This is a genomic window from Stenotrophomonas sp. ESTM1D_MKCIP4_1 (assembly GCF_003086895.1).
In the GTDB taxonomy this organism is placed as follows: Bacteria; Pseudomonadota; Gammaproteobacteria; order Xanthomonadales; family Xanthomonadaceae; genus Stenotrophomonas.
Genome location: NZ_CP026004.1, coordinates 363,190 through 389,816, shown reverse-complemented (window position 1 = coordinate 389,816; position 26,627 = coordinate 363,190). Strand labels below are relative to the sequence as shown.

At 68.7% G+C, this 26,627-nt stretch carries 25 protein-coding genes (1 of these 25 running past the window's edge); 15 read left to right on the top strand and 10 right to left on the bottom strand.

What is annotated here, in order from left to right:
* Positions 1-185 carry the start of a tyrosine--tRNA ligase gene (gene tyrS, locus C1924_RS01755; RefSeq protein ID WP_108763806.1) on the bottom strand. It extends 1,027 nt beyond the left edge of the window, so the window shows 185 of its 1,212 coding nt (coding positions 1-185); its start codon is at positions 183-185; its stop codon lies beyond the left edge, outside the window.
* Between the two features lie 167 nt (positions 186-352).
* Here tyrS and C1924_RS01750 point away from each other — a divergent pair, with 167 nt between their 5' ends.
* Positions 353-1,825 carry a peptidoglycan DD-metalloendopeptidase family protein gene (locus C1924_RS01750; protein ID WP_108763805.1) on the top strand — a complete coding sequence of 491 codons (1,473 nt, stop codon included), beginning with the start codon at positions 353-355 and terminating at the stop codon, positions 1,823-1,825.
* Positions 1,826-1,892: 67 nt separating this feature from the next.
* Positions 1,893-3,020 carry an anhydro-N-acetylmuramic acid kinase gene (locus C1924_RS01745; protein WP_108766935.1) on the top strand — a complete coding sequence of 376 codons (1,128 nt, stop codon included), beginning with the start codon at positions 1,893-1,895 and terminating at the stop codon, positions 3,018-3,020.
* A gap of 68 nt (positions 3,021-3,088) precedes the next feature.
* On the opposite strand, the gene C1924_RS01740 is transcribed toward C1924_RS01745, so the two are convergent.
* From C1924_RS01740 to C1924_RS01730, 3 genes are all read right to left on the bottom strand, one after another.
* Positions 3,089-3,319, bottom strand: coding sequence for a hypothetical protein (locus tag C1924_RS01740; RefSeq protein ID WP_108766934.1), 231 nt, complete (start codon positions 3,317-3,319; stop codon positions 3,089-3,091).
* A 77-nt stretch (positions 3,320-3,396) separates the two neighbouring features.
* Positions 3,397-4,701: an MFS transporter gene (locus C1924_RS01735; protein WP_108763804.1), complete on the bottom strand. Its 1,305-nt coding sequence runs from the start codon at positions 4,699-4,701 to the stop codon at positions 3,397-3,399.
* Positions 4,698-5,498, bottom strand: a complete 801-nt coding sequence (locus tag C1924_RS01730; protein WP_108763803.1) for an exodeoxyribonuclease III — start codon at positions 5,496-5,498, stop codon at positions 4,698-4,700. Before C1924_RS01730 ends, C1924_RS01735 begins: the two co-directional genes overlap by 4 nt.
* A 162-nt stretch (positions 5,499-5,660) precedes the next feature.
* Here C1924_RS01730 and pyrE point away from each other — a divergent pair, with 162 nt between their 5' ends.
* From pyrE to C1924_RS01690, 8 genes are all read left to right on the top strand, one after another.
* A complete protein-coding gene (pyrE, locus tag C1924_RS01725; RefSeq protein WP_079225004.1) occupies positions 5,661-6,320 on the top strand; it encodes an orotate phosphoribosyltransferase in 660 nt (219 codons plus the stop codon).
* 16 nt (positions 6,321-6,336) lie between these two features.
* Entirely contained in the window at positions 6,337-6,981 is a 645-nt protein-coding gene (locus tag C1924_RS01720; RefSeq protein WP_108763802.1) for a hypothetical protein, read from the top strand.
* Between the two features lie 126 nt (positions 6,982-7,107).
* Entirely contained in the window at positions 7,108-7,200 is a 93-nt protein-coding gene (locus C1924_RS01715; protein ID WP_079225483.1) for a potassium-transporting ATPase subunit F, read from the top strand.
* 12 nt (positions 7,201-7,212) lie between these two features.
* A complete protein-coding gene (gene kdpA, locus C1924_RS01710) occupies positions 7,213-8,922 on the top strand; it encodes a potassium-transporting ATPase subunit KdpA (RefSeq protein WP_108763801.1) in 1,710 nt (569 codons plus the stop codon).
* 10 nt (positions 8,923-8,932) lie between these two features.
* Positions 8,933-11,005: a potassium-transporting ATPase subunit KdpB gene (gene kdpB / locus C1924_RS01705; RefSeq protein WP_108763800.1), complete on the top strand. Its 2,073-nt coding sequence runs from the start codon at positions 8,933-8,935 to the stop codon at positions 11,003-11,005.
* Positions 11,002-11,649 (top strand): potassium-transporting ATPase subunit KdpC, encoded by a 648-nt coding sequence (gene kdpC / locus C1924_RS01700; RefSeq protein ID WP_108763799.1) that lies wholly within the window; start codon positions 11,002-11,004, stop codon positions 11,647-11,649. Before kdpB ends, kdpC begins: the two co-directional genes overlap by 4 nt.
* Positions 11,650-11,700: 51 nt before the next feature.
* Positions 11,701-14,361, top strand: a complete 2,661-nt coding sequence (locus tag C1924_RS01695; protein ID WP_108763798.1) for a sensor histidine kinase KdpD — start codon at positions 11,701-11,703, stop codon at positions 14,359-14,361.
* Positions 14,351-15,055, top strand: a complete 705-nt coding sequence (locus C1924_RS01690) for a response regulator transcription factor (protein ID WP_174208926.1) — start codon at positions 14,351-14,353, stop codon at positions 15,053-15,055. The genes C1924_RS01695 and C1924_RS01690 overlap by 11 nt, the downstream gene beginning before the upstream one ends.
* 110 nt (positions 15,056-15,165) lie before the next feature.
* Here C1924_RS01690 and C1924_RS01685 read toward each other — a convergent pair whose 3' ends face one another.
* From C1924_RS01685 to coaBC, 3 genes are read right to left on the bottom strand one after another with little or no spacing between them, the layout of a single operon-like run.
* Positions 15,166-17,523, bottom strand: a complete 2,358-nt coding sequence (locus tag C1924_RS01685; RefSeq protein WP_108763796.1) for a phosphomannomutase/phosphoglucomutase — start codon at positions 17,521-17,523, stop codon at positions 15,166-15,168.
* Between the two features lie 12 nt (positions 17,524-17,535).
* Positions 17,536-18,024 (bottom strand): dUTP diphosphatase, encoded by a 489-nt coding sequence (gene dut / locus C1924_RS01680; protein ID WP_108763795.1) that lies wholly within the window; start codon positions 18,022-18,024, stop codon positions 17,536-17,538.
* Entirely contained in the window at positions 18,021-19,289 is a 1,269-nt protein-coding gene (coaBC, locus tag C1924_RS01675) for a bifunctional phosphopantothenoylcysteine decarboxylase/phosphopantothenate--cysteine ligase CoaBC (RefSeq protein ID WP_108763794.1), read from the bottom strand. The genes dut and coaBC overlap by 4 nt, the downstream gene beginning before the upstream one ends.
* 229 nt (positions 19,290-19,518) lie before the next feature.
* On the opposite strand from coaBC, the gene C1924_RS01670 reads away from it, so the two are divergent.
* The 4 genes from C1924_RS01670 (at position 19,519) to C1924_RS01655 (ending at position 23,621) form a co-directional block, all read left to right on the top strand.
* Positions 19,519-20,145, top strand: coding sequence for a response regulator transcription factor (locus C1924_RS01670; RefSeq protein WP_108763793.1), 627 nt, complete (start codon positions 19,519-19,521; stop codon positions 20,143-20,145).
* Positions 20,146-20,215: 70 nt separating this feature from the next.
* Positions 20,216-20,920 carry a DNA repair protein RadC gene (gene radC / locus C1924_RS01665; RefSeq protein ID WP_108766933.1) on the top strand — a complete coding sequence of 235 codons (705 nt, stop codon included), beginning with the start codon at positions 20,216-20,218 and terminating at the stop codon, positions 20,918-20,920.
* Between the two features lie 127 nt (positions 20,921-21,047).
* On the top strand, positions 21,048-22,736 hold the full coding sequence (gene argS, locus C1924_RS01660; protein WP_108763792.1) for an arginine--tRNA ligase: 1,689 nt from the start codon (positions 21,048-21,050) through the stop codon (positions 22,734-22,736).
* A 21-nt stretch (positions 22,737-22,757) separates the two neighbouring features.
* Positions 22,758-23,621, top strand: coding sequence for an SPOR domain-containing protein (locus tag C1924_RS01655; RefSeq protein WP_108763791.1), 864 nt, complete (start codon positions 22,758-22,760; stop codon positions 23,619-23,621).
* Positions 23,622-23,763: 142 nt separating this feature from the next.
* Here the strand turns inward: C1924_RS01655 and C1924_RS01650 are convergent, their stop codons facing one another.
* Complete coding sequence (locus tag C1924_RS01650) at positions 23,764-24,513, bottom strand: SDR family NAD(P)-dependent oxidoreductase (RefSeq protein ID WP_108763790.1); 750 nt, start codon at positions 24,511-24,513, stop codon at positions 23,764-23,766.
* A 160-nt stretch (positions 24,514-24,673) separates the two neighbouring features.
* On the bottom strand, positions 24,674-25,153 hold the full coding sequence (locus C1924_RS01645; RefSeq protein ID WP_108763789.1) for a hypothetical protein: 480 nt from the start codon (positions 25,151-25,153) through the stop codon (positions 24,674-24,676).
* Positions 25,154-25,237: 84 nt separating this feature from the next.
* On the opposite strand from C1924_RS01645, the gene C1924_RS01640 reads away from it, so the two are divergent.
* Positions 25,238-25,705: a DUF1456 family protein gene (locus C1924_RS01640; protein WP_108763788.1), complete on the top strand. Its 468-nt coding sequence runs from the start codon at positions 25,238-25,240 to the stop codon at positions 25,703-25,705.
* On the opposite strand, the gene C1924_RS01635 is transcribed toward C1924_RS01640, so the two are convergent.
* Positions 25,674-26,561, bottom strand: coding sequence for a LysR family transcriptional regulator (locus tag C1924_RS01635; RefSeq protein WP_108763787.1), 888 nt, complete (start codon positions 26,559-26,561; stop codon positions 25,674-25,676). The genes C1924_RS01640 and C1924_RS01635 overlap by 32 nt on opposite strands.
* Between the last annotated feature and the right edge of the window lie 66 nt (positions 26,562-26,627).

Here is a 26,627-nt window from a genome sequence, read left to right as displayed (position 1 = left end):
TGGAACTGCCGCAGCTTGTTCAGCAGTACGGTGTGGCCGAGGTGCAGGTCGGGCGCGGTGGGGTCGAAGCCAGCCTTGATCCGCAGCGGACGGCCTTCCTGCAGGCGCGCACGCAGATCCTCGATCTTGAGGATCTCGTCGGCACCACGGCCGATCAGGGCAAGGGCTTCTTCAATCGAGGACACGGTGACTACTCCCGGCTGTGCCGTTTCTTATGTGGGGTGTTAACGCCAAGTTAACCCATCCGGCTTCACAAAAGCCAATAGGCACAAGGGTTTGACGCGGTTTTCTCAGGTGTCTATGGTAACCGGCGATCAGGCCCGCGCTCCCGGGCCGCAGGAAAAAACCACTGATGCACAACTCCGATCAAGGGCGCGCACGCAAGCAGCGCTTCCAGGAACGCCTCCACGTCCTGCACGACAACGCCCTGCACCGGAAGCTCAGGCAACACCTTCCCGCTGCTTTCAATGAGCGCTGGACCCGCCGCCACTGGATGCACGCCAGCCTGTTCGCCACCATCGGCGCCCTGGTGGCGACCATCGTGCCGGGCTTCTCGCACACCATTGATTCGCCCTACGCCGAAAGCCACACCAGCCTTGCCCTGCCCTTGCCGCCGCTGTCGCTGGCCCGCCAGCAGCAGACCCCGGGTGACAGCTGGCAGGTGCTGCGGGTGCAGCGCGGGCAGACCCTGAGCGATCTGTTCGACCAGGCCGGCATCCCCGCCACGACCCTGCACCGGGTGCTGGACCATCCGGGCGCCCGTGAGTCGCTGACCAAGCTGCGCCCCGGTGCGGAGATTGCCTTCGACATGCCGCTCTCGGGCGACCTGCGCAGCATCCGTTTCGACCGCGATGGCGACAACCGGGTGGAACTGAGCCTGGCCGGCAATGACATCAAGGAAAAGGTGACCAAGCGCGAGACGTCCACGCGCACGGTGGTCACCAGCGGCGAGATCACCAGTTCGCTGTATGCCGCGGCCCGCCGGGCCGGGCTGTCGCCGTCGGCGATCGCGACGATGACCGACGATATATTCAAGTACGACATCGACTTCTCCAAGGATCTGCAGCCGGGCGACCGCTTCAGCGTGGTGATGGACGAGACCTGGCGCGAAGGCGAGAAGGTGGACACCAGCAAGATCCTGGCGGCGACCTTCACCACCGGCGGCAAGACCTATTCGGGCTTCCGCTTCGAGCGCGGCGGCAAATCCGAGTACTACGACATCAACGGGCGCTCGCTGAAGAAGAGCTTCATCCGCATGCCGATCCCGTTCGCGCGGCTGAGCTCGACCTTCGGCGCACGCAAGCACCCGGTGCTGGGCAAGATGCGCATGCACAAGGGCGTGGATTACGCCGCGCGCACCGGTACGCCGATCATGGCCGCCGGCGATGCCCGCGTGCAGTTTGCCGGTGTGCAGCGCGGCTACGGCAACGTGGTCATCCTCGACCACGGCCGCGGCCACACCACGCTGTACGGGCACATGTCGCGCTTTGCGAACATCAAGACCGGGCAGCGCGTGGCCCAGGGCACGGTGATCGGCTATGTCGGTTCGACCGGCCTGGCCACCGGCCCGCACCTGCACTACGAATTCCGCGTGAACGGCGAGCACCGCAACCCGCTGACGGTGACCATGCCGCCACCGGAACCGCTGAAGGGTGCCGAGCTGGTGGCCTTCCGTGCGCAGACCGCTCCGGCCATGGCCCGTATCCAGGGCATGGAGAAGCTGATCTACGCCGAGGCCAGCCCGGCCCCGAGCAGCCGCGAGGCCGCGCCGACCGAAGTGGCCAGCGCCAAGGCCAAGCCGGCCAGCGGCAGCAAGCGCGGCTGACCCGCGCGGCGTTGACGAGGAAGGACGCGGCAGCACAAGCTTGCCGCGTCCTTTTTTTATGCCCGCCATGAACACGATTGTCGACGCCGACGCCCCGCTCTACCTTGGCCTGATGTCAGGCACCAGCGCCGACGGCATCGATGCTGCGCTGGTGCAGTTCCCTGCCAGCGGTGGCTGCCGCTTCGTCCGCGGCCTGACCGCACGCTGGGAACCCCTGCTGCGGGCGCGGCTGGTGGCACTGGGTGAAGGGGGGCCGCTGGACTCGCTGGAGGAGCTGGGCGAGCTGGATGCGCGCATCGCGATCAACTTCGCGGCAGCCGCCAACCAGCTGCTGGACGAGGCCGGCGTGGCCCGCGAACAGGTGCGGGCGATCGGCTCGCACGGGCAGACCGTGCGGCACCGGCCGCTGGCCGATCCGGCGTTCACGGTGCAGCTGGGCGATGGCAACCGCATTGCCGAGCTGACCGGGATCACCACGGTGGCCGACTTCCGCCGCCGCGACGTGGCGGCCGGCGGCCATGGTGCGCCGCTGATGCCGGCCTTTCATCTGGCCATGCTGGGCACGGCCGATGAGGACCGGGCGGTGCTCAACCTGGGCGGCATCGGCAACCTGACCCTGATCCCGCGCGAGGGGGTGCTGCGCGGCTTCGATACCGGCCCGGCCAACGCCTTGATGGACGCCTGGTGCCAGCGCCACACCGGCCGGACCTTCGATGCCGATGGCGCCTATGCGGCCAGTGGTGCGGTGGATGCGCCGCTGCTGGCCGCCTGGCGTTCGGACCCGTGGTTCGCCCTGCCGCCGCCCAAGAGCACTGGGCGTGAGCAGTTCCACCTGGCCTGGGCCGAGGCGCGCATGGGCGAAGGCGAATTCGCGGCCGCCGATGTGCAGGCCACGCTGCTGGAACTGACGGCAGTGACCGTAGCCGATGCGTTGCTGGCACGGCAGCCGGATACCCGGCGGGTGCTGGTCTGCGGTGGCGGTGTGCACAACCGGCAGCTGATGCGCCGGCTGGCGGCGCTGCTGCCGGGCGTGGCGGTGGAATCCAGCGCGGTGCATGGGCTGGACCCGGAGTACGTGGAGGCCATGGGTTTTGCCTGGCTGGCGCAGCGGACGATGGACGGCTTGGCCGGTAACCTGCCGAGCGTGACCGGGGCGGCCGGGCCGAGGATTCTCGGGGCGATCCACCTGGCGTGATGTGGCGCCATCCACGCATGGCGTGGATCTACCAGGGCGCGCGGTAGCGCCGGCGACGCGGTGTCAGATCAATCGAAGCCCTGCCCTGCTGGCATGGCCTGCAGGGCGGCGATCGCCGCTGAGAGGGCATCCACTTCGGGATCGCCGAAACCGGAGCGGACCTCGAGCTCGCTGCTCATCAGCCCCTGCTCGAGCAGGACCGAACAGGTCTGCTCGTGGGTCCAGCCGCGCGCCACGGCCACTCTGCGGATACGTTCATACAGCAGCGGGTCTACGTCCCGCAGCACTACATCAGCCATGCTCACTCCCCGTTCGCAAGGCACCGCCCCCTCGGCGCGTCCGGGGCGATCATCCCGCAGGTTGCGCAGGCAGGCAATCAGGGCGCGGGCGGAGTGCTGCGGTCGTGGATGCGCGGCCACAGCCAGGCCAGCAGCAGCAGGGTCGGCACCACGGTGACCGCGCTGAGCATGAAGAAGGTGCTGTAGGAGGTGGCCTCGACGATGTAGCCGGATACGCCACCGACGAACTTGCCCGGCAGGTTGGCCAGCGACACCAGCAGGGCGTACTGGGTGGCGGTGAAGTTGCGGTCCGTCAGCGAGGACATGAAGGCGACCAGGACGGTACCGGCGAAGCCCTGGAACAGATTGTCGGCGCTGAGCGCAGCGTAGAACGCCCACAGCTGGCCCGGGTTGTGCGCCATCAGCAGGAAGGCGAGGTTGGAGAGGGCCACGCCCAGTGCCGCCACCAGCAGCATGCGGCGGAAGCCGAACGCGGCGACCGCGACACCGCCGAGGAAGGCGCCACCGATGCCCATCCACACGCCGAACAGCTTGGAGACCGTGGCGATGTCGGCTTTGTCGAAGCCCGAATCGAGGTAGAACGGGCCCGCCATCACACCGATGACCTGGTCGGGGAACTTGAACAGGCCCACGAAAGCCAGCAACCCCAGCGCCAGGGCGACGCCGTTGCGGGTGAAGAAGCTGGTGATGGGCTGGACGAAGGCTTCGGCGACGTCGATCCGGCGCTGCACGGCCTGCGCCGGATGGTCCGGTTCACGGCACACCAGCGTGGTGATGATCGGCAGGAGCATCAGCCCGGCCATGGCCAGGTAGGCGACGATCCAGCCCTCGAACTGCGCCAGATAGAGCGCGCCGGCACCGGCCAGGATCAGGCCGATGCGGTATCCCAGGGTGTAGGTGGCGGCCAGCGCGGCCTGGGCGGTTTCCGGGGCGATCTCGATGCGGTAGGCGTCGACCACCGAATCCTGGGTGGCCCCGGCAAAGGAGGCCACCAGCACCCAGGCCACCAGCGGCCACACGCCCTGTTCGGGGCGGACGAAGGCCAGCGCCACCAGGCCGATCAGCACCGCCACCTGCGACAGCAGCAGCCAGGAGCGGCGGCGCCCCAGGAATGCCAGCAGCGGGAAGGCATAGCGGTCCAGCAGCGGCGCCCAGACGAACTTGAGCAGATAGAAGAAGCTGGCCAGGCTGATCAGGCCGATGCTGCCCAGATCAAGGCCGACATCGCGCAGGCGGGTGGAGAGGGTCTGCGAGGCGATCAGCAGGAACGGCAGGCCGCTGCCGAAGCCCAACAGGGCCATGGTCAGGGCCGAGGGCGTGCCGAAGGCGCGCTTGATCCCGGCCCAGCCCTTGTAGCTGGGCTTTGCAGCGGCTTCGCTCACAGGTCGTAGTCCACGGTGAACGGGGCGTGGTCGGAGAAGCGCTCGTTGCGGTAGATCGCGCAGCTGCGCAGGCGGTCACGCAGGCCGGGGGTGATGAACTGGTAGTCGATGCGCCAACCGACATTGTTGGCGCGGGCGGCACCGCGGTTGCTCCACCAGGTGTAATCCTCGCCGGTGGGGTGCAGCAGGCGGTAGGCATCGGCCCAGCCGCGGCCGGTGGCCACGTCGGTGGCCTGGCCATGGTCGGCGCACAGGCCGTTGAGCCAGTCACGCTCCTCGGGCAGGCAGCCGGAGTTCTTCTGGTTGGACTTCCAGTTCTTGATGTCCAGCGCCGAGCGGACGATGTTCCAGTCGCCGCACAGCACGTAATCGCGGCCGCTGCGCGCCCACTCCTCCAGGATCGGACGCAGCCACTCCATGACCTCGAACTTGAAGCCCTGGCGCAGGTCGCCGGAGCTGCCGGACGGGATATAGAAGGACACCACGCTGAGATTGCCGAAGCGGGCTTCGATGTAGCGGCCTTCGTCGTCGAACGGGGCCCAGCCCAGCGAGGTGATGACCTGGTCCGGTTCGCGCTTGCTGTAGATGGCCACGCCGCTGTAGCCCTTCTTGGTGATGGCGTCGCGGTAGAAGCAGTGGTGGCCGTCGGGGCGGAACATCGGATCGGTGAGCTGGTCTTCCTGCGCCTTGGTTTCCTGGATGCACAGAACGTCGGCGTCCTGGGCCCGGAACCAGTCGAGGAAGCCCTTGGTGGCGGCCGAACGGATGCCGTTGGCGTTGAAGCTGATGATGCGCATGCGGATGAACCTACGGCGGGAAACCGGGCAAGCATACCGGTTGCCCGGCGGCCCGCGCAGTCCGCCGGAGGGGCCCGGTACGACCTTCACAGGGGGGCGGGCGAGCGCGGAAAGCCCAGCTGGATTACGATTTGTGCTCCAAATGAAGATGAATCGAGTTTGATGAGCGACCACCGTCACCGTTTTCTGCAGCTGGCCCTGACCGCCGACGCCCTGCGCTTCGGCCAGTTCACCCTCAAGTCCGGCCGGCTGAGCCCCTATTTCTTCAATGCCGGTCGTTTCGACTCCGGTTCGCTGCTGTCCCAGCTCGGCGCCTGCTATTCGGACGCCATCGACGCCAGCGGAATCAAGTACGACGTGGTGTTCGGCCCGGCCTACAAGGGCATCCCGCTGGCCACGGCGATGGCCTGCGAACTGGCCCAGCGTGGCCGTGACCTGCCGCTGTCGTTCAACCGCAAGGAAGTGAAGGACCACGGTGAAGGTGGCCAGCTGATTGGTGCCGACCTGACCGGCAAGCGCGTGCTGATCGTGGACGATGTGATCACTGCCGGCACCGCCATCCGCGAAGCCCTGGCCATCATCCGCGCGGCCGGTGGCATCCCGGCCGGCATCGTTGTGGCCCTGGACCGCCAGGAAATCGCCTCGGAAGCCGATCCCCGTTCGGCGGCGCAGGCCGTGGCCGAAGAGGCCGGCATCCCGGTGATCGCGGTGGCGACCCTGGCCGATCTGCTTGATTTCGCCTCCGGAAACCCGGAACTTGTGGGCTATCGGCAGCCGCTGGAAGCCTACCGGGCCCAGTACGGCGTCCGCTCCGCACGCTGACCCAGGGGAAGGTCGCATGTTCCGAGTTCCTGCCATCGTTGCCACCAGCCTGCTGCTGGCGCTGCCGGCCAGCCTGCTGGCCCAGTCCGGCACGCCGGACAAGAAGCTGTACTGCTGGAACGAGGGCAAGGAGCGGATCTGCAGCGATGCGCTGCCGGCCAGTGCGGTCAACAATGCCCGTGACGAGTTCAACGCCAACAGCGGCATGCGCAACGCACAGGTGCAGCGCGCGTTGACCGACGAGGAACGCGCGGCGGCGGCCACCGTGGCGGCGCAGGCGCAGCTGGACCAGATGGCGGCGCTGACCAAGCAGCGCACCGAGCAGGCCATGTTGTCGACCTACGGCAGCGAGGATGCGCTGCGCAAGGTGTTCAACGAGCGCCAGGAGGTGCTCGACAACAATCTCAACACGGCCCGCTTCAACGTGGCCAGCCTGCGTGATTCGCTGGTGGCCCTGCTGGGCACTGCCGGTGATCGTGAGCTGGCCGGAGGCAAGGTGGCCGACGCGCAGGCCGAGGCGATCCGCCAGCGCCACGCACAGCTGCTGGCGCAGCAACGCCTGCAGGCCAGCTTCGAGCAGCAGCAGATATCGCTGAAGGCCGAGATCGAAGCCAGCCTGCAGCGCTACCGCGAGTTGAAGGGCATGACCCCGGGCGGTTGAGGCCCCGGCAACAACGGAATTTACGCACTCTTTACGCGCCGGCCCCGTCCGGCGCGTAGTGCGTTTATGGGGGCCGGGACGACCATGGCGGCCTGAGGTGGAGGGGTTCCACCAGGACGCATTCCCATGTCCCCCTGGCTGTCGTTGTTCTGTGGCGTGCTGGTGCTGGTTGCCGCCGCCTACCTTCTCTATGTCGTGCTGCGGCCCGAGTCGTTCTGAGCGGAGCCTGCCATGACCGAGATGCTTGTGATTCTTGCCGCCAGCCTGCTGCTGGCCTGGCCGCTGGGCCTGTACCTGGCGCGCGTGATGCGCGGCACGCCGATGAAGGCGGACGTGCTGTTCCACTGGATCGAGAAACCGCTGTACCGGCTGTTCGGCGTGGATGCAGCACGCTCGATGTCGTGGCGCGGCTACGTGCTGGCGTTCGTGCTGAGCAACGTGGTGGTGGCGGTGCTGACCCAGGCGGTGTTCATGACCCAGGCCTGGCTGCCGCTGAACCCGGACCAGATCCCGAACATGCGCTGGGACACGGCGCTGCATACGATGATCTCGTTCCTGACCAACACCAACCAGCAGCACTATTCGGGCCAGTCGCAGCTGTCCTATCTCTCGCAGATGACCGGCATCACCGGCCTGCAGGTGGTGACACCGATGATGGGCCTGGCGCTGGCGGTGGCCACGCTGCGGGCGTTGTTCGCGCGCGCACCGCAGACCGTGGCGGCGACGGCCGCCGGTGACGACCGCCAGATAGCGGTGGGCAACTACTATGTGGACGTGGTGCGCCTGTGCGTGCGCTTCCTGCTGCCGCTGTGCCTGCTGTGGACCCTGCTGCTGACCAGCCAGGGCGTGCCGTCGACGATGGCCGGAGGCCCGCAGGCGACGCCGATCGATGCCAGCGCCGGCATGGCCCAGCAGAAACTGCCGCTGGGTCCGGTGGCGGCAATGGTCGCGGCCAAGCAGCTGGGCGCCAACGGCGGCGGCTGGTATGGCCCGAACAGCAGTTTCCCGCTGGAAAACCCGACGCCGGTATCGAACCTGCTGGAGGTGGTGGGCATCCTGCTGATCCCGTTGGCGGTGATCTTCATGATCGGTGCGTTCACCGGCCGACGCCGCTTCGGCGCCCTGGTGTTCAGCTGCATGCTGGGCATGTCGCTGCTGTCGACCGGCGCGATGATGTGGAGCGAGGGCCACAGCGCCAGCGCGGCCACGCCGCTGCTGATGGAAGGCAAGGAGGTGCGCTTCGGCGCCGACGGCACCGCTCTGTGGGCGGCAGTGACCACGCAGGTCTCCAACGGCTCGGTGAACGGCATGCACGATTCGCTGGCACCGCTGAGCGGTGGCATCGCAATGGTCAACATGCTGGTCAGCGCGATCTGGGGCGGCATCGGCTGCGGCCTGCAGCAGTTCATCGTCTACCTGCTGCTGGGCGTGTTCCTGGCCGGGCTGATGACCGGGCGCACACCGGAGCTGTTCGGCCGCAAGCTGGAAACGCCGCAGGTGCGCCTGCTGGCCCTGCTGGTGCTGCTGCAGCCGATCACCCTGCTGGTGTTCACCGCCATCACCCTGGCCGTGCCCGGTCTGGCCGGCACCTCCAATCCGGGTTTCCACGGCATCAGCCAGGTGTTCTACGAGTACGTTTCGGCCTATGCCAACAACGGTTCGGGCTTCGAGGGCCTGGGTGACGCCACGCCGTGGTGGAACCTGAGCTGTTCGCTGGTGCTGCTGCTGGGCCGCTTCCCGCTGCTGATCATCCCGCTGGTGGTGGCCGCACAGCTGGCCGCCAAGCGCCAGGCGCCGGAATCGGCGGGCAGCCTGCAGATCGAAACCCCGACCTTCGCCCTGACCCTGGTCTCGGTGATCGTCATCCTGACCGTGCTGCAGTTCATGCCGGCCCTGGTCCTCGGCCCGATCGCCGACCACCTGAGCCTGGGACTGCACTGAGGACCCCCTGATGAGTACCTACGCAAGTTCCTCCCGCAGTTCCCTTGCACCCCGCCCTGCCCTGCTGGATGGCGCCGGCCTGCGCCGTGCGCTGGTCGAGGCGGTGCGCAAGCTCTCGCCCATGCACCTGGTGCGCAGCCCGGTGATGGCGGTGGTGATGGCCGGCACGATCGTGGCCGCCATCATCACCTTGACCGGCAACGCGCCGCTGGGCTTCGGCCTGGCAGTGACCGCGATCCTGCTGGTGACCGTGCTGTTCGGCAATTTCGCCGAAGCGGTGGCCGAGGCGCGCGGCCGTGGCCAGGCTGCGTCGCTGCGGCGTGCCCGCCAGGACCTGGTGGCGCGCCGGCTGGCCGCACCGCAGCCAGGGGCAGACGAAGCCCAGGTGCCCGCTGCCGAGCTGCGCCCGGGCGACCATGTGATCGTCAGTGCCGGTGAGCTGGTACCGGCCGATGGCGAGATCGTGCAGGGGCTGGCCACCATCAACGAGGCGGCGGTGACCGGTGAGTCGGCACCGGTGCTGCGCGAGGCGGGTACCGACCGTTCCGGCGTGATCGGCGGCACCAAGGTGCTGTCCGACCAGATCATCGTGCGGGTGACCGCCGAACCCGGCCACAGCTTCCTGGACCGGATGATCGCGCTGGTGGAAGGGGCCAACCGGCAGAAGACCCCCAACGAGGTCGCCCTGACCCTGCTGCTGGCGGCAATGACGCTGACCTTCCTGGTGGTGGTGGCGACGCTGCCGGCCATCGGTGCGGCCGTGGGCGTGCAGGTCGACCCGCTGCTGCTGATCGCCCTGCTGGTGTGCCTCATCCCGACCACCATCGGCGGGCTGCTGCCGGCCATCGGCATCGCCGGCATGAACCGTGCGCTGGCCGCCAATGTGCTGGCCAAGTCGGGCAAGGCGGTGGAAGTGGCCGGCGATGTGGACGTGCTGCTGCTGGACAAGACCGGCACCATCACCTACGGCGACCGCCAGGCCAGCCACTTCCATCCGTTGGCCGGCATCGACGCCAGCCAGCTGCGTGAGGCGGCACTGCTGTCTTCGCTGGCCGACCCGACTCCGGAAGGCAAATCCATCGTGCGCCTGGCACGGGAACAGGGCTGCAGCACCGCCGAACCGGAGCAGGCCGAATACCTGGCCTTCAGCGCGCAGACCCGCATGTCGGGCGTTGACCTGGCCCAGCCGGGTCAGGAGCCTGGCCGGCAGATCCGCAAGGGTGCGCTGGATGCCATCCGCAACCACGTGCAGGCGCTGGGCGGCACGGTGCCGGCCGAGCTGGCCGGGCGCGTGGAACAGGTGGCGCGCAACGGTGCCACCCCGCTGGTGGTGGCCGAGGGCCGCCACGTGCTGGGCGTGATCGAGCTGTCCGACGTGGTCAAGCACGGCATGCGCGAGAAGTTCGCACAGCTGCGGGCGATGGGCATCCGCACGGTGATGATCACCGGCGACAACCCGCTGACCGCTGCGGCCATCGCGGCCGAAGCCGGTGTGGATGACTACATCGCCGAGGCGCGCCCGGAGGACAAGCTGGCACGCATCCGCCAGGAACAGGCCGGTGGCCGCCTGGTGGCGATGGTGGGCGATGGCACCAACGATGCCCCGGCGCTGGCCCAGGCCGATATCGGCCTGGCGATGAATTCCGGCACACAGGCAGCGAAGGAGGCCGGCAACATGGTCGACCTCGATTCGGACCCGGCCAAGCTGCTGGCGGTGGTGGAAGTGGGCAAGCAGCAGCTGATCACCCGTGGCGCGTTGACCACCTTCTCGCTGGCCAACGATGTCTCCAAGTACTTCGCGATCCTGCCGGCGCTGTTTGCCGCCGCCGTTCCGACCATGGCCGCACTGAACGTGATGCAGCTGTCGAGCCCGCGCAATGCGGTGCTGGCGGCGCTGATCTTCAACGCCCTGGTGATTCCGGCCCTGATCCCGCTTGCCCTGCGGGGTGTGCGCTTCCGCCCGGCCACGGCAACGGCGCTGCTGCGCCGGAACATGCTGGTGTACGGCCTGGGCGGCGTGCTGCTGCCGTTCGCGGCGATCAAGGCCATCGACCTCCTTCTTGTCCTGGTATCCGGCGCATGAACCGTTCTGTCTCCTCTTCTTCCCTGCCCCGCGAACATGAGGCCGAGGCCCGCGTGGCGCGCCTGCAGGACGATGCCACCTGGCGCCCGGCCATCGGTCTGGGCCTGGCCACCCTCCTGCTGGCCGGTGCGGTCTACGCCGGCATCGCCACCGGATTCGCCGGTCTGAGCTTCCCCGGCCAGGCCGAAGGCAGCCTGCTGCGCGATGACAGTGGCCAGGTGCGCGGCTCGGCATGGCTGGCACAGCCGTTCAAGGGCGATGGCTACTTCCAGGCGCGGCCATCGGCGGCCAACTACGATCCGATGGCCGCGGCCGGTTCCAACCTGGCCCGCAGCAACCCGGCACTGGCCGAGCGGGTGGCGGCCAGCACCGCTGCGGTGGCAGCGCGCGAAGGTGTTGACCCGGCGCGGGTGCCGGCCGATCTGGTGACCCAGTCCGGCGGCGGTCTGGACCCGCAGCTGTCACCGGCCGCCGCGCAGCTGCAGGTGGCACGCGTGGCACGTGCGCGCGGCCTGCCGGTGGAGCGCATGCAGGCACTGCTGCAGGCGCATACCGAAGGCCGCCAGTGGGGCGTGTTTGGCCAGCCGCGGGTGAACGTGGTGACGCTGAACTTCGCGTTGGACCACGCGGCCAAGGCACCGTGATGCCGGCCTGCACCAGCTGCGCGCACAATGGCGGCCATGACAGCGGCCCCCATGACTGATGCACGAACCCGCCAGGCCGATGCCCTGGTGGAAGGGCTGCAGCGCGAAGCCGGCGGCAAGCTGACCGTGTTCCTTGGTGCGGCACCGGGCGTGGGCAAGACCTACACCATGCTGACCCGCGCGCAGGAACAACTGCGCCGTGGCGTGGACCTGGTGGCGGCGGTGGTGGAAACCCATGGCCGCGCCGATACCCAGGCCCTGCTGGAAGGCCTGCCACAGCTTCCGCTGAAGGAGGTGGCCTACCACGGCCATGCCCTGCACGAGATGGACCTGGATGCGGTGCTGGCGCGCCACCCGGCGCTGGTGCTGGTGGATGAACTGGCCCATCGCAATGCCCCCGGCAGCCGCCACGAGCGGCGCTGGCAGGATGTAATGGAACTGCTGGACGCCGGCATCGACGTCTGGACGACGGTCAACATCCAGCACCTGGAAAGCCTCAACGATGTGGTGATGCGCATCACCGGTGTGCGGGTGAGCGAAACCGTGCCCGATGGCGTGCTCGACCGCCTGCATGACATCGTGCTGGTGGATCTGCCACCGCGCGAACTGATCGCGCGCCTGCAGCAGGGCAAGGTGTACGTGCCCGAGCAGGCCGCGCATGCACTGCAGGCGTTCTTCTCGCCGGCCAACCTGACCGCGCTGCGCGAACTGGCGATGCAGGAAGCGGCCGACCGGGTCGACAGCAGCCTGCGCGAGACCCGCGCCGCCCGCGGCGAAGGCAACCTGCCGCTGCGCCGCGGCGTGCTGGTCGCCATTGATGGCGGTGGCCAGAGCGAATACCTGGTGCGGGTGGCGCGACGCATCGCCGAACGTCGCGACGCGCCATGGACGGTGGTGACCGTGCAGGGCCGGCGCCAGGACGAGGCGACACGGCGCGAGATCGATGCGGCCTTCGCGCTGGCCCGGCGGCTGGGCGGCGATGCCGAGCTGCTGCATGGCTCGAGCATTGCCGATGCCCTGCTCGACCACGCCGCGCACAATGGCGTGTCGACCCTGGTGCTGGGCCGCACCCGCGAGCGGCCACTGGCCCGGATGTTCAACCGCACCTTGACCCAGCAGCTGATCCAGCGCGGCGCGCACTACGAGATCACCATCATCAGCACACCGCAGGCGCGGGCGCGCGCACGCCGCGAAGGCCTGCTGCCGCCGATGCGTGGCATCAGCCACGAGCCGCTGCAGGCACTGCTGGCCACCGCGATGGCGTGCGCGGTGGCGTGGCTGGGCGAGCGCTGGGTGGGCATGGCCGATCTGTCGATGGTGTTCATCGTGGCCGTGGTGCTGGTGGCCGCGCGCACGCGTGCCAGCGTAGCGGCGATGGCGGCGATCCTGTGCTTTCTGGCCTACAACTTCCTCTTCATCGCGCCACGCTTCACCTTTGCGATCAGCGCGCGGCAGGGCGTGATCACGGTCTTCCTGTTCCTGGCTGCCGCACTGGTGGCCGGGCGCCTGGCCTCGCGGCTGCGCATGCAGGTGATCGCCCTGCGCGCGGCCAACCGGCATGCGCGCGCACGCCAGCAGCTCGGCCGGCAACTGGCCAGCGCCGCCGGCAACGGTGAGGTGGCGCAGGCCGGCCGGCAGGCGCTGGAACAGGCCATGGACATCCCGGCCTGGCTGCGGATCGGCGCCGACACGGCGACCGGTGGCCGCGCCCAGCCTGGCGATACCGATCTGGCGGCCGCCGACTGGGCGCTGCGCCACGGCCAGCCCAGCGGTCGCTTCACCGACACCCTGGCCGGCGCGCAATGGTGGTTTCTGCCGCTGCTGGATGGCGAGGATCGCGCGGTGGGCGTAGCTGGCCTGCACCTGCCCGGTGCGCAGGCACGCCTGTTGCCCGAGCAGCGCCAGCTGGCCGAAGCCATGGTGGACGACATCGCCCAGGCCGCCCTGCGCACGCGCCTGGTGGCCGAGCTGGAGCAGGCACATGTGAGCAACGAGACCGAGCGGCTGCGCTCGGCCCTGCTGTCGTCGGTATCGCATGACCTGCGCTCGCCGCTGGCGGCGATGATCGGGTCGGCCGACAGCCTGGCCAGCTATGGCACGGCGATGGACGCGGCCGACCGCCGTGCGTTGCTGGACACCATCCTGGTGGAAGGCGAGCGCCTGGACCGCTACATCCAGAACCTGCTGGACATGACCCGTCTCGGCCACGAGGGGCTGACCATCAACCGCGACTGGATCGGCGTGGACGAGCTGATCGGTTCGGCCGCACGCCGCCTGCAGCGCTACCAGCCCAAGGTGCGGCTGGAACTGGATATCCCCGCCACGTTGGCGCCGATCTGGGTGCATCCGGCATTGGTGGAACAGGCCGTGTTCAATGTGATGGAGAACGCCGCCAAGTTCTCACCGCCCGATGCAGCGGTGCAGGTGCAGGCGCGCGAACTGGACGGCCAGCTGCGCATCGATGTGATCGACGCGGGCCCGGGCATTCCCGACGACGAGCGTGCGCGCATCTTCGACATGTTCTACAGCGTCGAGCGCGGTGATCGCGGCCGCCACGGCACCGGCCTGGGCCTGACCATCTGCCAGGGCATGATCGGCGCCCATGGTGGCAGTGTGCAGGCGCTGCCGGGGCGCGATGGCCGCGGTACCCTGATCCGCATCACCCTGCCCTTGCTGAAACCTGCCGACCACGATGAGTCCGATGCCCACTGATGCCAGCGTGCCGGCCGCCCGCGTGCTGGTGATCGATGATGAGACCCAGATCCGCCGCTTCCTGGACATCAGCCTGCGGGCGCAGGGATACCAGGTGCGGCAGGCGGCCAGCGGCCTGGAAGGCCTGCAGCTGGCTGCCAGCGAGGACATGGACCTGGTGATTTTGGATATCGGCCTGCCGGACATGGAAGGCCACGAGGTGCTGCAGCAACTGCGGCAATGGAGCCAGGTGCCGGTGATCATGCTGACCGTGCGTGCCGGCGAAGCAGAGAAAGTGCGGGCGCTGGACAGCGGTGCCAACGACTACGTGACCAAGCCGTTCGGTACCCAGGAACTGATGGCGCGGGTGCGGGCGCTGCTGCGCACCCGCAGCGTGCCCAGCGACGGCACCCCGCCGGTGTTCGATGATGGCCACCTGCACGTGGACCTGGTGCGCCGCGAAGTGGCGATCGATGGCGAGCCGGTGGCACTGACCCGCAAGGAGTACGCGCTGCTGTCACTGCTGCTGCGCAATGCCGGCCGCGTGGTGACCCAGCCGCAGATCCTGCAGGAGATCTGGGGGCCGACGCACCAGCACGACACGCACTACCTGCGCATCCTGGTCGGCAAGCTGCGGCACAAGCTGGGCGATTCGGCGCTGGATTCGCGCTACCTGTTCACCGAACCGGGCGTGGGGCTGCGGTTCAAGGGGTAGATCCACGCCATGCGTGGATGCCTTCATTCCGGAACATGGGGTCAGAGCCCGTTGCGCGGCAACAGGATCCGACCCCCTGCCGACCAACGGTCGGCACCCACCACGACCGGTCAGAAGCCCAGCGGGGTGTCGCCCAGCAGGCTCTGCAGCTGGCTGCGGAACAAGGCCTGGATGCGTTCCAGCGCGGCGTCGTCGTTGCCTTCAAAGCGCAGCACCAGCACCGGGGTGGTGTTGGATGCACGCACCAGGCCCCATCCGTCGGGATAGTCCACACGCAGGCCGTCGATGGTCGACAGGCGACCGCCTGCGTAGGGGTTGTCCTCGGACTGCGCTGCGGCCACCAGCATCGCCACCAGTGCATGCGGCGTCCCGGAAGCCACCGGTACCTTCAGTTCCGGCGTGGACACCATGTCCGGCAGTTCCTCCAGCACCTCGTGCGGGCTCTCCTCGCGCTGGGCGAGGATTTCCAACAGGCGCGCGGCGGCGTACAGGCCATCGTCGAAACCGAACCAGCGTTCCTTGAAGAAGAAGTGGCCGCTCATCTCGCCGGCCAGTTCGGCATCGGTCTCGCGCATCTTCGCCTTCATCAGCGAATGCCCGGTCTTCCACATCAGCGGGCTGCCGCCGTTGCGCAGCACGTGGTCGGACAGCTTGCCGGTGCACTTCACGTCGTAGATGACCATCGCGCCGGGGTTGCGCATCAGCACGTCGGCGGCGAACAGCATCAGTAGGCGGTCGGCGTAGATGATCTTCCCTTCGCCGGTGACCACGCCCAGGCGATCGCCATCGCCATCGAACGCGACGCCGAGGTCGGCACCGAAGCGCTTGACCGTCTGCACCAGGTCTTCCAGGTTGGCCGGTTCGCTGGGGTCGGGGTGATGGTTGGGGAAGGTACCGTCGACATCGCAGTACAGCGGAATGACCTCGGCACCGATGGCTTCCAGCAGCTGCGGGGCGAACGCGCCGGCCACGCCGTTGCCGGCGTCGGCCACCACCTTCAACGGGCGGTCCAGCTGCACGTCGTCGGCAATGCGCTGGATGTAGTCGGCCGCGACCTCGCGCTGCTGGTAGTCGCCCGGCGCAGCGGCCTGTGCCAGGCGGCCTTCGCTGATGCGCTGGTAGAGATCGGTGATGGCATCGCCGGACAGCGTCTCGCCGCCGATGACTACCTTGAAGCCGTTGTATTCGGGCGGATTGTGGCTGCCGGTCACCGCCACGCAGGTGCCGGTGCGCAGGTGGAAGGCCGCGAAATAGACCAGCGGCGTCGGCGCCAGGCCGATGTCGATGACCGAACAGCCGGCGCGGCGCAGGCCCTCGGCCAGGCTGGCCGACAGTTCCGGACCGGACAGGCGGCCATCACGACCGATCACCACCTCGCGCAGCCCCTGTTCGAGGGCGACGGTGCCGATGGCCTGGCCGATCAGCGCGGCGTTGCGCGCATTCAACTCGGTGCCGACCACGCCACGGATGTCGTAGGCGCGGAAGATGCCCGCCGGCAGATCCACCGGCGGTGGCGGGGGTACGGCCGGCGGCGTGCCGGCACCGCTTTCGGCAGCGTCGGCCGCCGGCAGATCCGGGGCGACCCTCTGCAGGCTTTCGCGCAGGGTCGGGCCCTGGTCGACCTCGGCTGCGGCGCCTCGACGGATCGGCATCGGCAGCGACTTCGGCAGACGTCCCCTGCCGACCACCAGCAGCACGGCGATGAAGGCCAGCAGCAGCGCGACGATGGCACTGGACAGGGCGCCCAGGCCCAGCGGGCCGGGTTCGATGTTCGGGGCGCTGGCGGTCAGGCGCAACGGGGTGCCCTTGATGGGCCGTGCCATGGCCTCGGCGCTGTCGGCCAGGCTGGCATCGCCCTGGGCAACGATGTCATGCGCGCCCTGGCGCAGGGACAGGAAGCCGCTGGACGGCGCACGCACCTGGTCCAGCGGGCCGGTCAGGCGCAGCAGCGGCTGCCGCACATAGACGACGGCCGGGCCCAGCGCGCCCAGCTGCACCGGAGCCGCCAGGCCAAGGCGATTGCCGCCCCCATCGCGGACCACGCGCAGGCCGGGCTTGCTGTCGATCAGTACCGATTCCAGCAGCGCCAGCCGGGCATAGCCGAAGGCAGCACCCTCGGCGTAGGCAGCGGTCAGGTCGGCCGTCAGCACGTCCACCTGCTCGACCCCGGACCAGCTCTCGCGCAGGGCCAGCGCGGCGGCGGCGGCATCACCGGCCTGCAGCGCCTGCTGCACGCGGTCACCCTTGAGGTGCTGCTGCAGCTGCTGCAACTGGCCGGACGCGGCCTGCTGCACGCCCTGCACCGCCTCGTCGCGCACCTCGGCCAGCGTGTCCCCGCTGGCCTGCTGCCGCCACTGCTGCACCGCGCTCCAGCCGAACCAGCCGGCCAGCAACAGCAACGCGACCCCCAGCAACGGCGCGTTGCGCCCCAATGACTGCTTCTGCCGTCCTTCCCCGCTGCCGCTCATCAGTGTCCCCCGTCAACGTACCCCGGTATGGCCGAATCCACCCGTTCCCCGCACGCTGTCGGTGAAAGTATCCACCACCTGCAGGCTGACGCGGGCAATCGGTACGACGACCAGCTGGGCGATGCGGTCGCCCGGTTCGATGGTGAAGGCTTCGCGGCCGCGATTCCAGACGCTGATCAGCAGCGGTCCTTGGTAATCGGCATCGATCAGGCCGGTGCCGTTTCCCAGCACGATGCCGTGGCGATGGCCCAGGCCCGAGCGGGGCAGGATCACCGCACACAGGTTGGGATCGCCGATGTGGATGGCCAGGCCGCTGGGCACCAGCGCGGTATCACCCGGCTGCAGGGTCAGCGCGGTTTCCAGTGCTGCGCGCAGGTCCATGCCGGCGCTCGCTTCGGTGGCATAGGCCGGCAGCGGCCAGCTGTCGCCGAAACGGGGGTCGAGCAGCTTCACCTGCAATGCCTGCAATGGAGCCGCCGGGGTGGATGTTGCCTGGGTCATGCCTGAAGCCTCCGCGCGATCAGCGCCAGCAGTTGTTCGGCCAGCTCGCGCTTGGAGGTGGCCGGGAATACCTGTTCGCCGTCCTGCCAGAACGCAGTGGCCGCATTGTTGTCACTTTCAAAACCGCCGCCGCTGATGCCGACCTGGTTGGCGATCACCAGATCCAAGCGCTTGTCGATCAGCTTGCCACGTGCGTACTTCTCCACGTCGTGGGTTTCAGCGGCGAAGCCGACCACCAGCTTCAGCGACTGGGTCTGTGCGGCGACCTCGGCCAGGATGTCCGGCGTGCGCACCAGTTCGATCACCAGCGACTGGCTGTCGGCGGTCTTCTTCAGCTTCTGCGCGGCCACCTGGCGCGGGGTGTAATCGGAAACGGCGGCCGCGCCTATATAGATGTCGGCCGGAAGTGCGTTCAGCACCGCCTCGCGCATCTGTGCGGCCGAGCGCACGTCCACGCGCTGCACGCCCGGCGGGGTCGGCAGCTGCACCGGGCCGCTGACCAGCACCACCTGGGCGCCGAGCGCTGCCGCGGCACCGGCCAGGGCGAAGCCCATCTTGCCGCTGCTGCGGTTGCCCACGTAGCGCACCGGGTCGATGTCTTCATAGGTCGGGCCGGCGCTGATGAGCAGGCGCAGGCCCTGCAGCGCGCGCGTTTCCGGCGCAGCGGCGGCGGCGGCCGGGGTGGAGCCACCCAGGCGGGCCAGTGCGGCGACGATGTCACCCGGCTCGGCCAGGCGGCCGGGACCGGATTCGCCCTCGGCCAGCGGACCGTCGACCGGGCCGATGACCTGCGCACCACGCTGGCGCAGCAGCGCAATATTGGCTTGGGTGGCCGGGTGCAGCCACATGCGGTGGTTCATCGCCGGGCAGACGGTGAGCGGCGCGGTGCTGGCCAGGCACAGGGTGCTGACCAGGTCATCGGCATGGCCGTGCGCCAGGCGTGCCAGCAGATCGGCAGTGCCCGGCGCGACCACGATGCGATCGGCCCAGCGCGCCAGTTCGATGTGGCCCATCGCCTGTTCGGCGGCACTGTCCCACAGGGTCGTGCGGGTGGGCTGCCCAGACAGGGCCTGGAAACTGAGCGGGGTGACGAACTGCTGGGCACCGGCCGTCATCGCCACCTGCACCACGGCCCCGGCATCACGAAGGCGGCGTACCAGTTCCAGTGCCTTGTAGGCCGCGATTCCGCCGCCGACGCACAACAGCAGTTTCTGGCCTTCCAGCGCGCGGGCCGGCGTGGGGAGGGCGTTGGGAGAATCAGCCACCGGGAAATCCTGTGCAAACGAGGGCGCTAGCTTACCCGATGGTCGGTAACGTCCCGGTACACAGCGCACATAGCGCACAGCTATCAGCAGATGGGACTGCAGCCACATCAATTTCCGGGTTGTCCCCTGTTCGGATTCGGAACTTTCCTATACCTCAGCCGACCACAGCTTCAGCAGAATCATTGCAGGCCCCCTCGGGTGCGCCATCTGTGTTTCCGAGGAGTCCACCGTGCATCCGCGCATCATCATCGCCGACGACCACCCGGTCGTACTGCACGGCATCCGTATCGTGCTCGAACGTCACCAGATGTGCGTGACCGGTGCCGCCGCCGATGGCGCGGGACTGCTCGACCTGGTCGCCCAGAAGCCCTGCCATGCGGTGCTGACGGATCTGTCCATGCCGGGCACCGGTCCCGATGGGGCCGCCCTGCTGGATGCGCTGCGCCAGCGGCACCCGGCGCTGCCCGTGGTGGTGCTGACCGGCGCGCGCCATCCGGGCCTGCTGGACGGGCTGCTGCGCGATGGCGTGCAAGGGCTGGTGGACAAGAGTGCCGATTTCGGCGAGCTGCCCCAGGCCCTGCGCGCGGCCATGGCAGGCAAGCGGTTCGTGTCGCAGCAGCTGCGCCGCCTGCTGCAGTCGCGGGACCTGCTGTTCCCGCGCCCGCAGTGCCCGCTGTCGGCCCGCGAACAGGAAGTGCTGCAGTTGCTGGGCGATGGCCTGAGCGTGAACGCCATCGCCGAGCACAGCGGCCGCAGCGCCAAGACCATCAGCCGGCAGAAGGCCGAGGCCATGCGCAAGCTGGGCCTGGACAACAACCAGGAACTGTTCGACTACCTGCTGGCCGAGCGCGGCTGAGGCATCGGCCGACTGCTCGTGGCGGCAATCACCGATGGCCGCCAGGCGCGGCAGCCCTGACCATGACGCCATGCCCATCCATGACTGGCCCCCCGAGGAACGACCGCGCGAGAAACTGCTGGTGCGCGGGGCTCCCGCCCTTTCCGATGCCGAGCTGCTGGCCCTGTTCCTGGGTTCGGGCTTCGGCGGCCGCGATGCGGTGCAGACCGCGCGTGACCTGCTGAACGCGCACGGCCCACTGCGCACGCTGCTGGACCGCCCGGCCACCGAGCTGGCCACGCTGCCGGGGCTGGGCCCGGCGCGCAGCTGTACGCTGGCGGCCGGCCTGGAGCTTGCCCACCGCTATCTGGCCGCCGAGCTGGCCCAGGGCGAGAGCGTGGGCGACAACCCGGTGGCCGTCGGCCGCTACCTGCAGCACCGGCTGCGCGGCCAGGCCCGGGAACTGTTCATGGTGCTGTTCCTGGACAACCGGCACCGCCTGATCGCCGGCGAGGAACTGTTCGCCGGCACCATCAACACCGCACCGGTCTACCCCCGTGAGGTGGTGCGGCGCGCCCTGCTTCACAACGCGGCGGCGGTCATCCTCAGCCACAACCACCCCTCCGGTGACCCCGAGCCTTCGGCGGCCGATGTCCGCATCACCGCCGAGCTGCAGAAGGCCCTTGCCCTTGTCGACATCCGCCTGCTGGACCACTTCGTGATCGGTGAAGGGCGGCCCGTTTCATTTGCTGAACGGGGCCTGCTGCCGCAGCACCCGCCACGCCTGTCCGGCTGAAGCCGCCGCCCGCGATGCGGGACCGCCGAAGGCGGCGCGCGTTCACATTGGCAGGCGACTGCCAGCGTGCATGCCGGCATCTGCGCTAAAATGGGCGATTCCGCCGCTCATTCTCACAGCAGGCCTCGTGAAAAATCTCCTCCGCGCCCTGATCAGCCAAGGCATCGAAGCCTTGCGCGCCAATGGCACCCTGCCCGCCGATTCCCTGCCGCCGGACTTCGTGGTCGAGCGCCCGAAGACCCGCGACCACGGCGACTTCGCCACCAATGCCGCCATGCTGCTGGCCAAGGCCGCGCGCAGCAACCCGCGCGCACTGGCGCAGGCGCTGGTGGAAGCGCTGCCGCGCAGCGAGGATGTCAGCAAGGTCGAGATCGCCGGCCCCGGCTTCATCAACTTCCATCTGGCCCCGGCGGCGTACCAGCGCGAAGCCGCCTCGGTCATCAAGGAAGGCCACGACTACGGTCGCAACCTGTCCGGCAATGGCCGCACGGTGGGCGTGGAGTACGTGTCGGCCAACCCGACCGGTCCCCTGCATGTCGGCCATGGCCGCGCGGCGGCGATCGGCGACTGCGTGGCCCGCGTGCTCGATGCCAACGGCTGGAACGCCAAGCGCGAGTTCTACTACAACGATGCCGGCGTGCAGATCGAGAATCTGGCGCTGTCGGTGCAGGCCCGCGTCAAGGGCATTGCCCCGGACCAGGACGGCTGGCCGGAAGGCGGCTACCGCGGTGAGTACATCGCCGATGTCGCCCGTGCCTACATGGCCGGCGCCAGCGTCGACCTGGAAGGGACCATGGTGGTCGGCGCCAAGGATCCGGACGACATGACCGCGATCCGCCGCTTCGCCGTGGCCTACCTGCGCAACGAGCAGAACCTGGACCTGGCTGCGTTCGGCGTCGACTTCGACATCTACTTCCTGGAAAGCTCGCTGTACGCTGACGGCAAGGTCGCCGAAGCGGTGGCCAAGCTGCAGGCGTCGGGGCATACCTACGAGGAAGGCGGCGCGCTGTGGCTGCGCAGCACCGACTTCGGTGACGACAAGGACCGCGTGATGCGCAAGTCCGACGGCACCTTCACCTACTTCGTGCCGGACGTGGCCTACCACCTGTCCAAGTGGCAGCGCGGCTACGAGCGTGCGATCACCGAATTGGGCGCCGACCACCACGGTTCGCTGGCCCGCGTGCGCGCCGGCCTGCAGGCCATGGAAGTGGGCATTCCGCAGGGCTGGCCCGAGTACGTGCTGCACCAGATGGTCACCGTCATGCGCGGTGGCGAGGAAGTGAAGCTGTCCAAGCGTGCCGGCAGCTACTTCACCCTGCGCGACCTGATCGAGGAAGCCGGCCGCGATGCGACCCGCTGGTTCCTGATCGCGCGCAAGCCCGATTCGCAGCTGACCTTCGACATCGACCTGGCCCGCCAGCAGAGCAACGACAACCCGGTGTTCTACGTGCAGTACGCGCATGCCCGCGTCTGCAGCCTGCTGCGCCAGGCGCAGGAGAAGGGCCTGGTGTACGACCAGGGCAACGGCCTGGGCAACCTCGGCCGCCTGGCCGACGATGCCTCGCTGCTGCTGATGAACGAAATCTCGCGGTACCCGGAAGTGGTGGAAGCGGCCGGCGTGGCGCTCGAACCGCACTTGGTGGCGCAGTACCTGCGTGAATTGGCGCATGCCTTCCACACGTGGTATCACGGGACGCCGGTACTGGTGGACGACGCCACCGACCGCAACGCCAAGCTGACCCTGGCCTGCGCCGCGCGCCAGGTACTGGCCAATGGCCTCGACCTCCTGGGCGTCAGCGCCCCGGAAAAAATGTAAGTTTCAGGAGACGCAGTACACATGGCAGCACGACGCGGCAAAAGCCAGGCACGACGCAACAGCAGCAGCCAGGGCACACCCGGATGGGTGTGGCTGGTCGCTGGTGTGGCCATTGCTGCGGTGGTGTTCCTGGCGGCGCCGAACCTGTTCAAGGGTGAAGGCGATGGTTTCCTGCGCGCCGGCCCGCAGCCGAACCCGAACGCGCAGCCGGCCCCGGTTGCCGATGCCGACAGCGATGTCGGCAGCCAGCCTGTGGAAGCGCCGGCCACGCCGAAGCCGGCTGAACCGGCCAAGCCTGCCGCGACCCAGTACGACTTCTACACCCTGCTGCCGGGCAAGGAAGTGGAGATGTCCGACGCCGAGCTGGCGGCCAGCACGCGCGCCGAGGAGCTGCGCCGGGCCAAGGCCGAGGCGCAGCGCGCGCAGGCCGCACTGGAAGGCAAGCCGGTTCCGGCGGCACCAGCGGCGCCGGCAGCTGCAACCAGCGTGGCCAGCACCACGCCGGCCACCAGCACCGCGCGCCCGCTGCCGGCCCCGCTGAGCGAACGTCCTGCAACGACCGCGCCGTCGGCATCGACGGCGGCACCGGCCAGCACGGCAGCAGCCGCGCCTGCAGCACGTACGGAAACCGCACCGGCGGCCGCATCGGACAACACGCGCTACATCCTGCAGGCCGGCGCCTTCGGCGCGTCCGGCGATGCCGAAGCCACCAAGGCCAAGCTGGCGATGATGGGCCTGGCAGCACGGGTTGAATCGGCGCAGATCAATGGCAAGACCGTGTACCGCGTGCGCATGGGGCCCTACGGCAGTGCCGGCGAACTGTCCGAAGCCAAGCAGAAGCTGGATGGCACCGGGCTGCAGGCGATGGCGATCAAGGCGCAGTGAGTTGCTGCGGGGTTGATTGAAAAAGCCGGGCAATGCCCGGCTTTTTTGCTTCTGTAGCGTCGAGCTTGCTCGACGGTTGTTCAAGAACAGTCGAGCATGGCTCGACTCTACAAACGGCAGAAGCCGTCGGGCGCGCTCGACGTTATTCGCGGGCGACCTGGAAGCCGGCGAACGACTGGCTCACCGGCATCAGTTCCAGGCGATTGATGTTCAGGTGCGGCGGCAGGGTGGCCACCCAGAAGATCTGTTCGGCGATGTCTTCGGCAGTCATCGGGTTGGCGCCCGTGTAGAGCTTGTCCGAGGCGGCCTGGTCACCATGGGTGCGGACGACGGTGAACTCGGTTTCCGCCATGCCCGGTTCAATGGTGGTCACGCGTACACCGGTACCGTGCAGGTCCGAACGCAGGCCCAGCGAGAACTGGCTGACGAAGGCCTTGGTGCCGCCGTAGGCGTTGCCGCCCGGGTACGGGTACACGCCGGCCACCGAGGAAATGTTGATGATCGCGCCCTTGCGTTCGACCAGCAGCGGCAGCAGGCGGTGGGTCAGGGTCACCAGGGCGGTGATGTTGGTGTCGATCATGGTGGTCCAGTCCGACAGCGTGGCGCTCTGCGCCGGCGCGGTGCCCTGGGCCAGGCCGGCATTGTTCACCAGCAGATCGATGTCACCGAAGGCCGGCGGCAACGCGAGCAGGGCTGCTTCCATCGCCACCGGGTCACGTACGTCGAACACGGCGGCGTGCACCACGTCCTTGCCATAGCGGTCGACCAGCGGCTGCAGGCGTTCGCCACGGCGGCCGGTGGCGATCACTTTCCACCCGGCCTGGGCGAAGCGATGGACGGCGGCGGCGCCGAAGCCGGAGGTGGCGCCGGTAATCAGGACGGTGCGGGTCATGCAGACAACTCCGTGGGAAACCAGACGCCCATTCTGGCACCGTCGGCCACTGCCTGCGTTGCCCGATCAGGTCGGGTTGGCCGGGCTTGGGGTCTTTTTCGGGGTCAGAGCCCTTTGCCTGCGGCCAAGGGATCTGACCCCGAAAAAGACCCTGCAAGGTTCAGCGCAGGCGGAACACCCGTGCCTTGGGCAGATCTTCGTCCACCTGCAGGAACCAGCGCCCGGCGATGCCCGGAATGACCTCGATCTGCGGCGCCTGCAGGGTGCTGCGCAGCTTCATCTGGCCCTTCATCACCTGCCATTGCTGGCCATTGTCGAGGGTGAACACGGTGCCCGGCGCCCAGCCGTCGACGGCGCCCACCACGCGAGCCGTCACCGGACCCTCTTCCAGGCCCAGGTGCATGGCGGCCGGGGCAGGCACATCGGCTAGCAAGGGTGCCGCCGGCCGGGTCGCGATGGCCGGCGCAGCAGATTCTGCCTCGCGCAGGGCCCGGTTCAGTGCCTGCAGCTGCGCCGGGCTCAGCCCGATGTCGGCCAACTGGGCCGCGCTGAGGCGCTGTTCAATCGGGACGAAGCGGTCCTGGGCGAGGGCGGGCAGGCTGCTGGCGACCAGCAGGGCGGACAGGAGGAACCGGTGCATCGGCAGAATCCCAGCGGAAGTGCGCACACGATGCTGCAGCGGGATGACAGTCCGGTGACACCCACGGGGCCGGTACAATGGGCCATGATCAACAACGATGTACTGCGCAGCGTGCGCTTCGCGCTGGACCTGGGCGACCACCACGTGGTGACCCTGTGCCAGATGGCCGACCCGGCGTTCGTGGTCGATACCGAGCAGGTGAAGGCCTGGCTGCGGCGCGACGACGAGGCGGGCTTCGCGCCGATGAACGACGGCGCGCTGGCGCACTTCCTGGATGGCCTGATCGTGCACCTGCGCGGTCGCGACGAAAGCCAGCCGCTGCGCGCGGTGGAAACCCGCATCGACAACAACCTGGTGCTGAAGAAGCTGCGGGTGGCCTTCCAGCTGCGCGACGTGGACCTGCTGGAGATCTTCGCCAGCGTCGGCTTCAACGTGTCCAAATCCGAGCTCGGCGCGCTGTTCCGCCAACCCGGCCACGCCAACTACCGGCGCTGCCTGGACCAGATGCTGCGCAACTTCCTCAAGGGCCTGAGCCTGCGCGTACGCGGCTGAGGACGGCATCGACAAAGGCCCGCGCTGCTGGCGTGGGCAGGCGCTGCCAGGCCAGGTGCACGCGCCGGGTCGGGGTGGGTTGCAGCGGGATGCGCACGATGCCATCCAGCCGCTGGGCAATCGGCACCGGCACGATGCCCACCGCCAGCCCATGGCGGACGAAACGCTCGACCAGCTCCATCTGGTTGACCTCGAAACGCACCGCGTGCGGCAGGCCGGCGGCCGCGAAGGCATCGTCGGTCTGGCGGCGTGCGCCGGTCCCCCGCGGGAAATCCACCAGGGCCTCGTCGCGCAGCAGGGCCAGCGGCAACCGTGCCTGCGCGGCCAGCCGGTGCGTGGGTGCGACCACCGCCACCAGTTCCTCTTCCTGCAGCGTCTGGTGGCAGACCCCATCCAGGCTGGCCGACGGCGCCAGGCCGACCAGGGCGACATCCAGCTCCCGTGCCTGTATCTGCGCGATGAGGGTTTCGCTCCTGTCCACGCGCAGCTGGAATTCCACCTGCGGGTGCGCCTGGCGGAAGGTCGCCAGCAGCGCCACCACGTCGAGGTCGGTGAGCGAGGAAATCTGCCCGATGGCCAGCGTGCCACGCACCGCGCCGGTCACCGCAGCGACATCGGCGCGCAGGTGGCGCAGGCTGGCCAGCACCTGCCGTGCATGCACCAGCAGGGCTTCGCCGGCCGGCGTGATGCGCACCTGGCGCGGCAGCCGCTCGAACAGCGGCGTGCCCAGTTCCTGTTCCAGATGCGCGATCTGGTGGCTCAGCGCCGACTGCACCACGTGGCAGCGCGCCGCGGCACGGGTGAAGTTTCGCTCTTCGGCGAGGGCCACGGCGAACTCGAGCTGTTTCAGGTTCATGCGGGTCTCTCTGCATTGCCATCTCAATTCGTGATGGCTGGGATGATGATGATTCATTTCCATCAT

Excerpts from the sequence above, each read along its gene's own strand:
- C1924_RS01740 (WP_108766934.1), bottom strand. The coding sequence starts at position 3,319 with ATGGCTGATGTAGTGCTGCGGGACGTAGACCCGCTGCTGTATGAACGT.
- C1924_RS01650 (WP_108763790.1), bottom strand. The coding sequence starts at position 24,513 with ATGACCCGCACCGTCCTGATTACCGGCGCCACCTCCGGCTTCGGCGCC.
- C1924_RS01635 (WP_108763787.1), bottom strand. The coding sequence starts at position 26,561 with ATGAACCTGAAACAGCTCGAGTTCGCCGTGGCCCTCGCCGAAGAGCGA.
- kdpA (WP_108763801.1), top strand. The coding sequence starts at position 7,213 with ATGACCGAGATGCTTGTGATTCTTGCCGCCAGCCTGCTGCTGGCCTGG.
- C1924_RS01655 (WP_108763791.1), top strand. The coding sequence starts at position 22,758 with ATGGCAGCACGACGCGGCAAAAGCCAGGCACGACGCAACAGCAGCAGC.
- C1924_RS01750 (WP_108763805.1), top strand. The coding sequence starts at position 353 with ATGCACAACTCCGATCAAGGGCGCGCACGCAAGCAGCGCTTCCAGGAA.
- C1924_RS01645 (WP_108763789.1), bottom strand. The coding sequence starts at position 25,153 with ATGCACCGGTTCCTCCTGTCCGCCCTGCTGGTCGCCAGCAGCCTGCCC.
- C1924_RS01720 (WP_108763802.1), top strand. The coding sequence starts at position 6,337 with ATGTTCCGAGTTCCTGCCATCGTTGCCACCAGCCTGCTGCTGGCGCTG.
- pyrE (WP_079225004.1), top strand. The coding sequence starts at position 5,661 with ATGAGCGACCACCGTCACCGTTTTCTGCAGCTGGCCCTGACCGCCGAC.
- C1924_RS01695 (WP_108763798.1), top strand. The coding sequence starts at position 11,701 with ATGACTGATGCACGAACCCGCCAGGCCGATGCCCTGGTGGAAGGGCTG.
- C1924_RS01730 (WP_108763803.1), bottom strand. The coding sequence starts at position 5,498 with ATGCGCATCATCAGCTTCAACGCCAACGGCATCCGTTCGGCCGCCACC.
- kdpC (WP_108763799.1), top strand. The coding sequence starts at position 11,002 with ATGAACCGTTCTGTCTCCTCTTCTTCCCTGCCCCGCGAACATGAGGCC.
- kdpB (WP_108763800.1), top strand. The coding sequence starts at position 8,933 with ATGAGTACCTACGCAAGTTCCTCCCGCAGTTCCCTTGCACCCCGCCCT.
- dut (WP_108763795.1), bottom strand. The coding sequence starts at position 18,024 with ATGACCCAGGCAACATCCACCCCGGCGGCTCCATTGCAGGCATTGCAG.
- C1924_RS01745 (WP_108766935.1), top strand. The coding sequence starts at position 1,893 with ATGAACACGATTGTCGACGCCGACGCCCCGCTCTACCTTGGCCTGATG.
- C1924_RS01690 (WP_174208926.1), top strand. The coding sequence starts at position 14,351 with ATGCCCACTGATGCCAGCGTGCCGGCCGCCCGCGTGCTGGTGATCGAT.
- C1924_RS01685 (WP_108763796.1), bottom strand. The coding sequence starts at position 17,523 with ATGAGCGGCAGCGGGGAAGGACGGCAGAAGCAGTCATTGGGGCGCAAC.
- radC (WP_108766933.1), top strand. The coding sequence starts at position 20,216 with ATGCCCATCCATGACTGGCCCCCCGAGGAACGACCGCGCGAGAAACTG.
- C1924_RS01640 (WP_108763788.1), top strand. The coding sequence starts at position 25,238 with ATGATCAACAACGATGTACTGCGCAGCGTGCGCTTCGCGCTGGACCTG.
- C1924_RS01715 (WP_079225483.1), top strand. The coding sequence starts at position 7,108 with ATGTCCCCCTGGCTGTCGTTGTTCTGTGGCGTGCTGGTGCTGGTTGCC.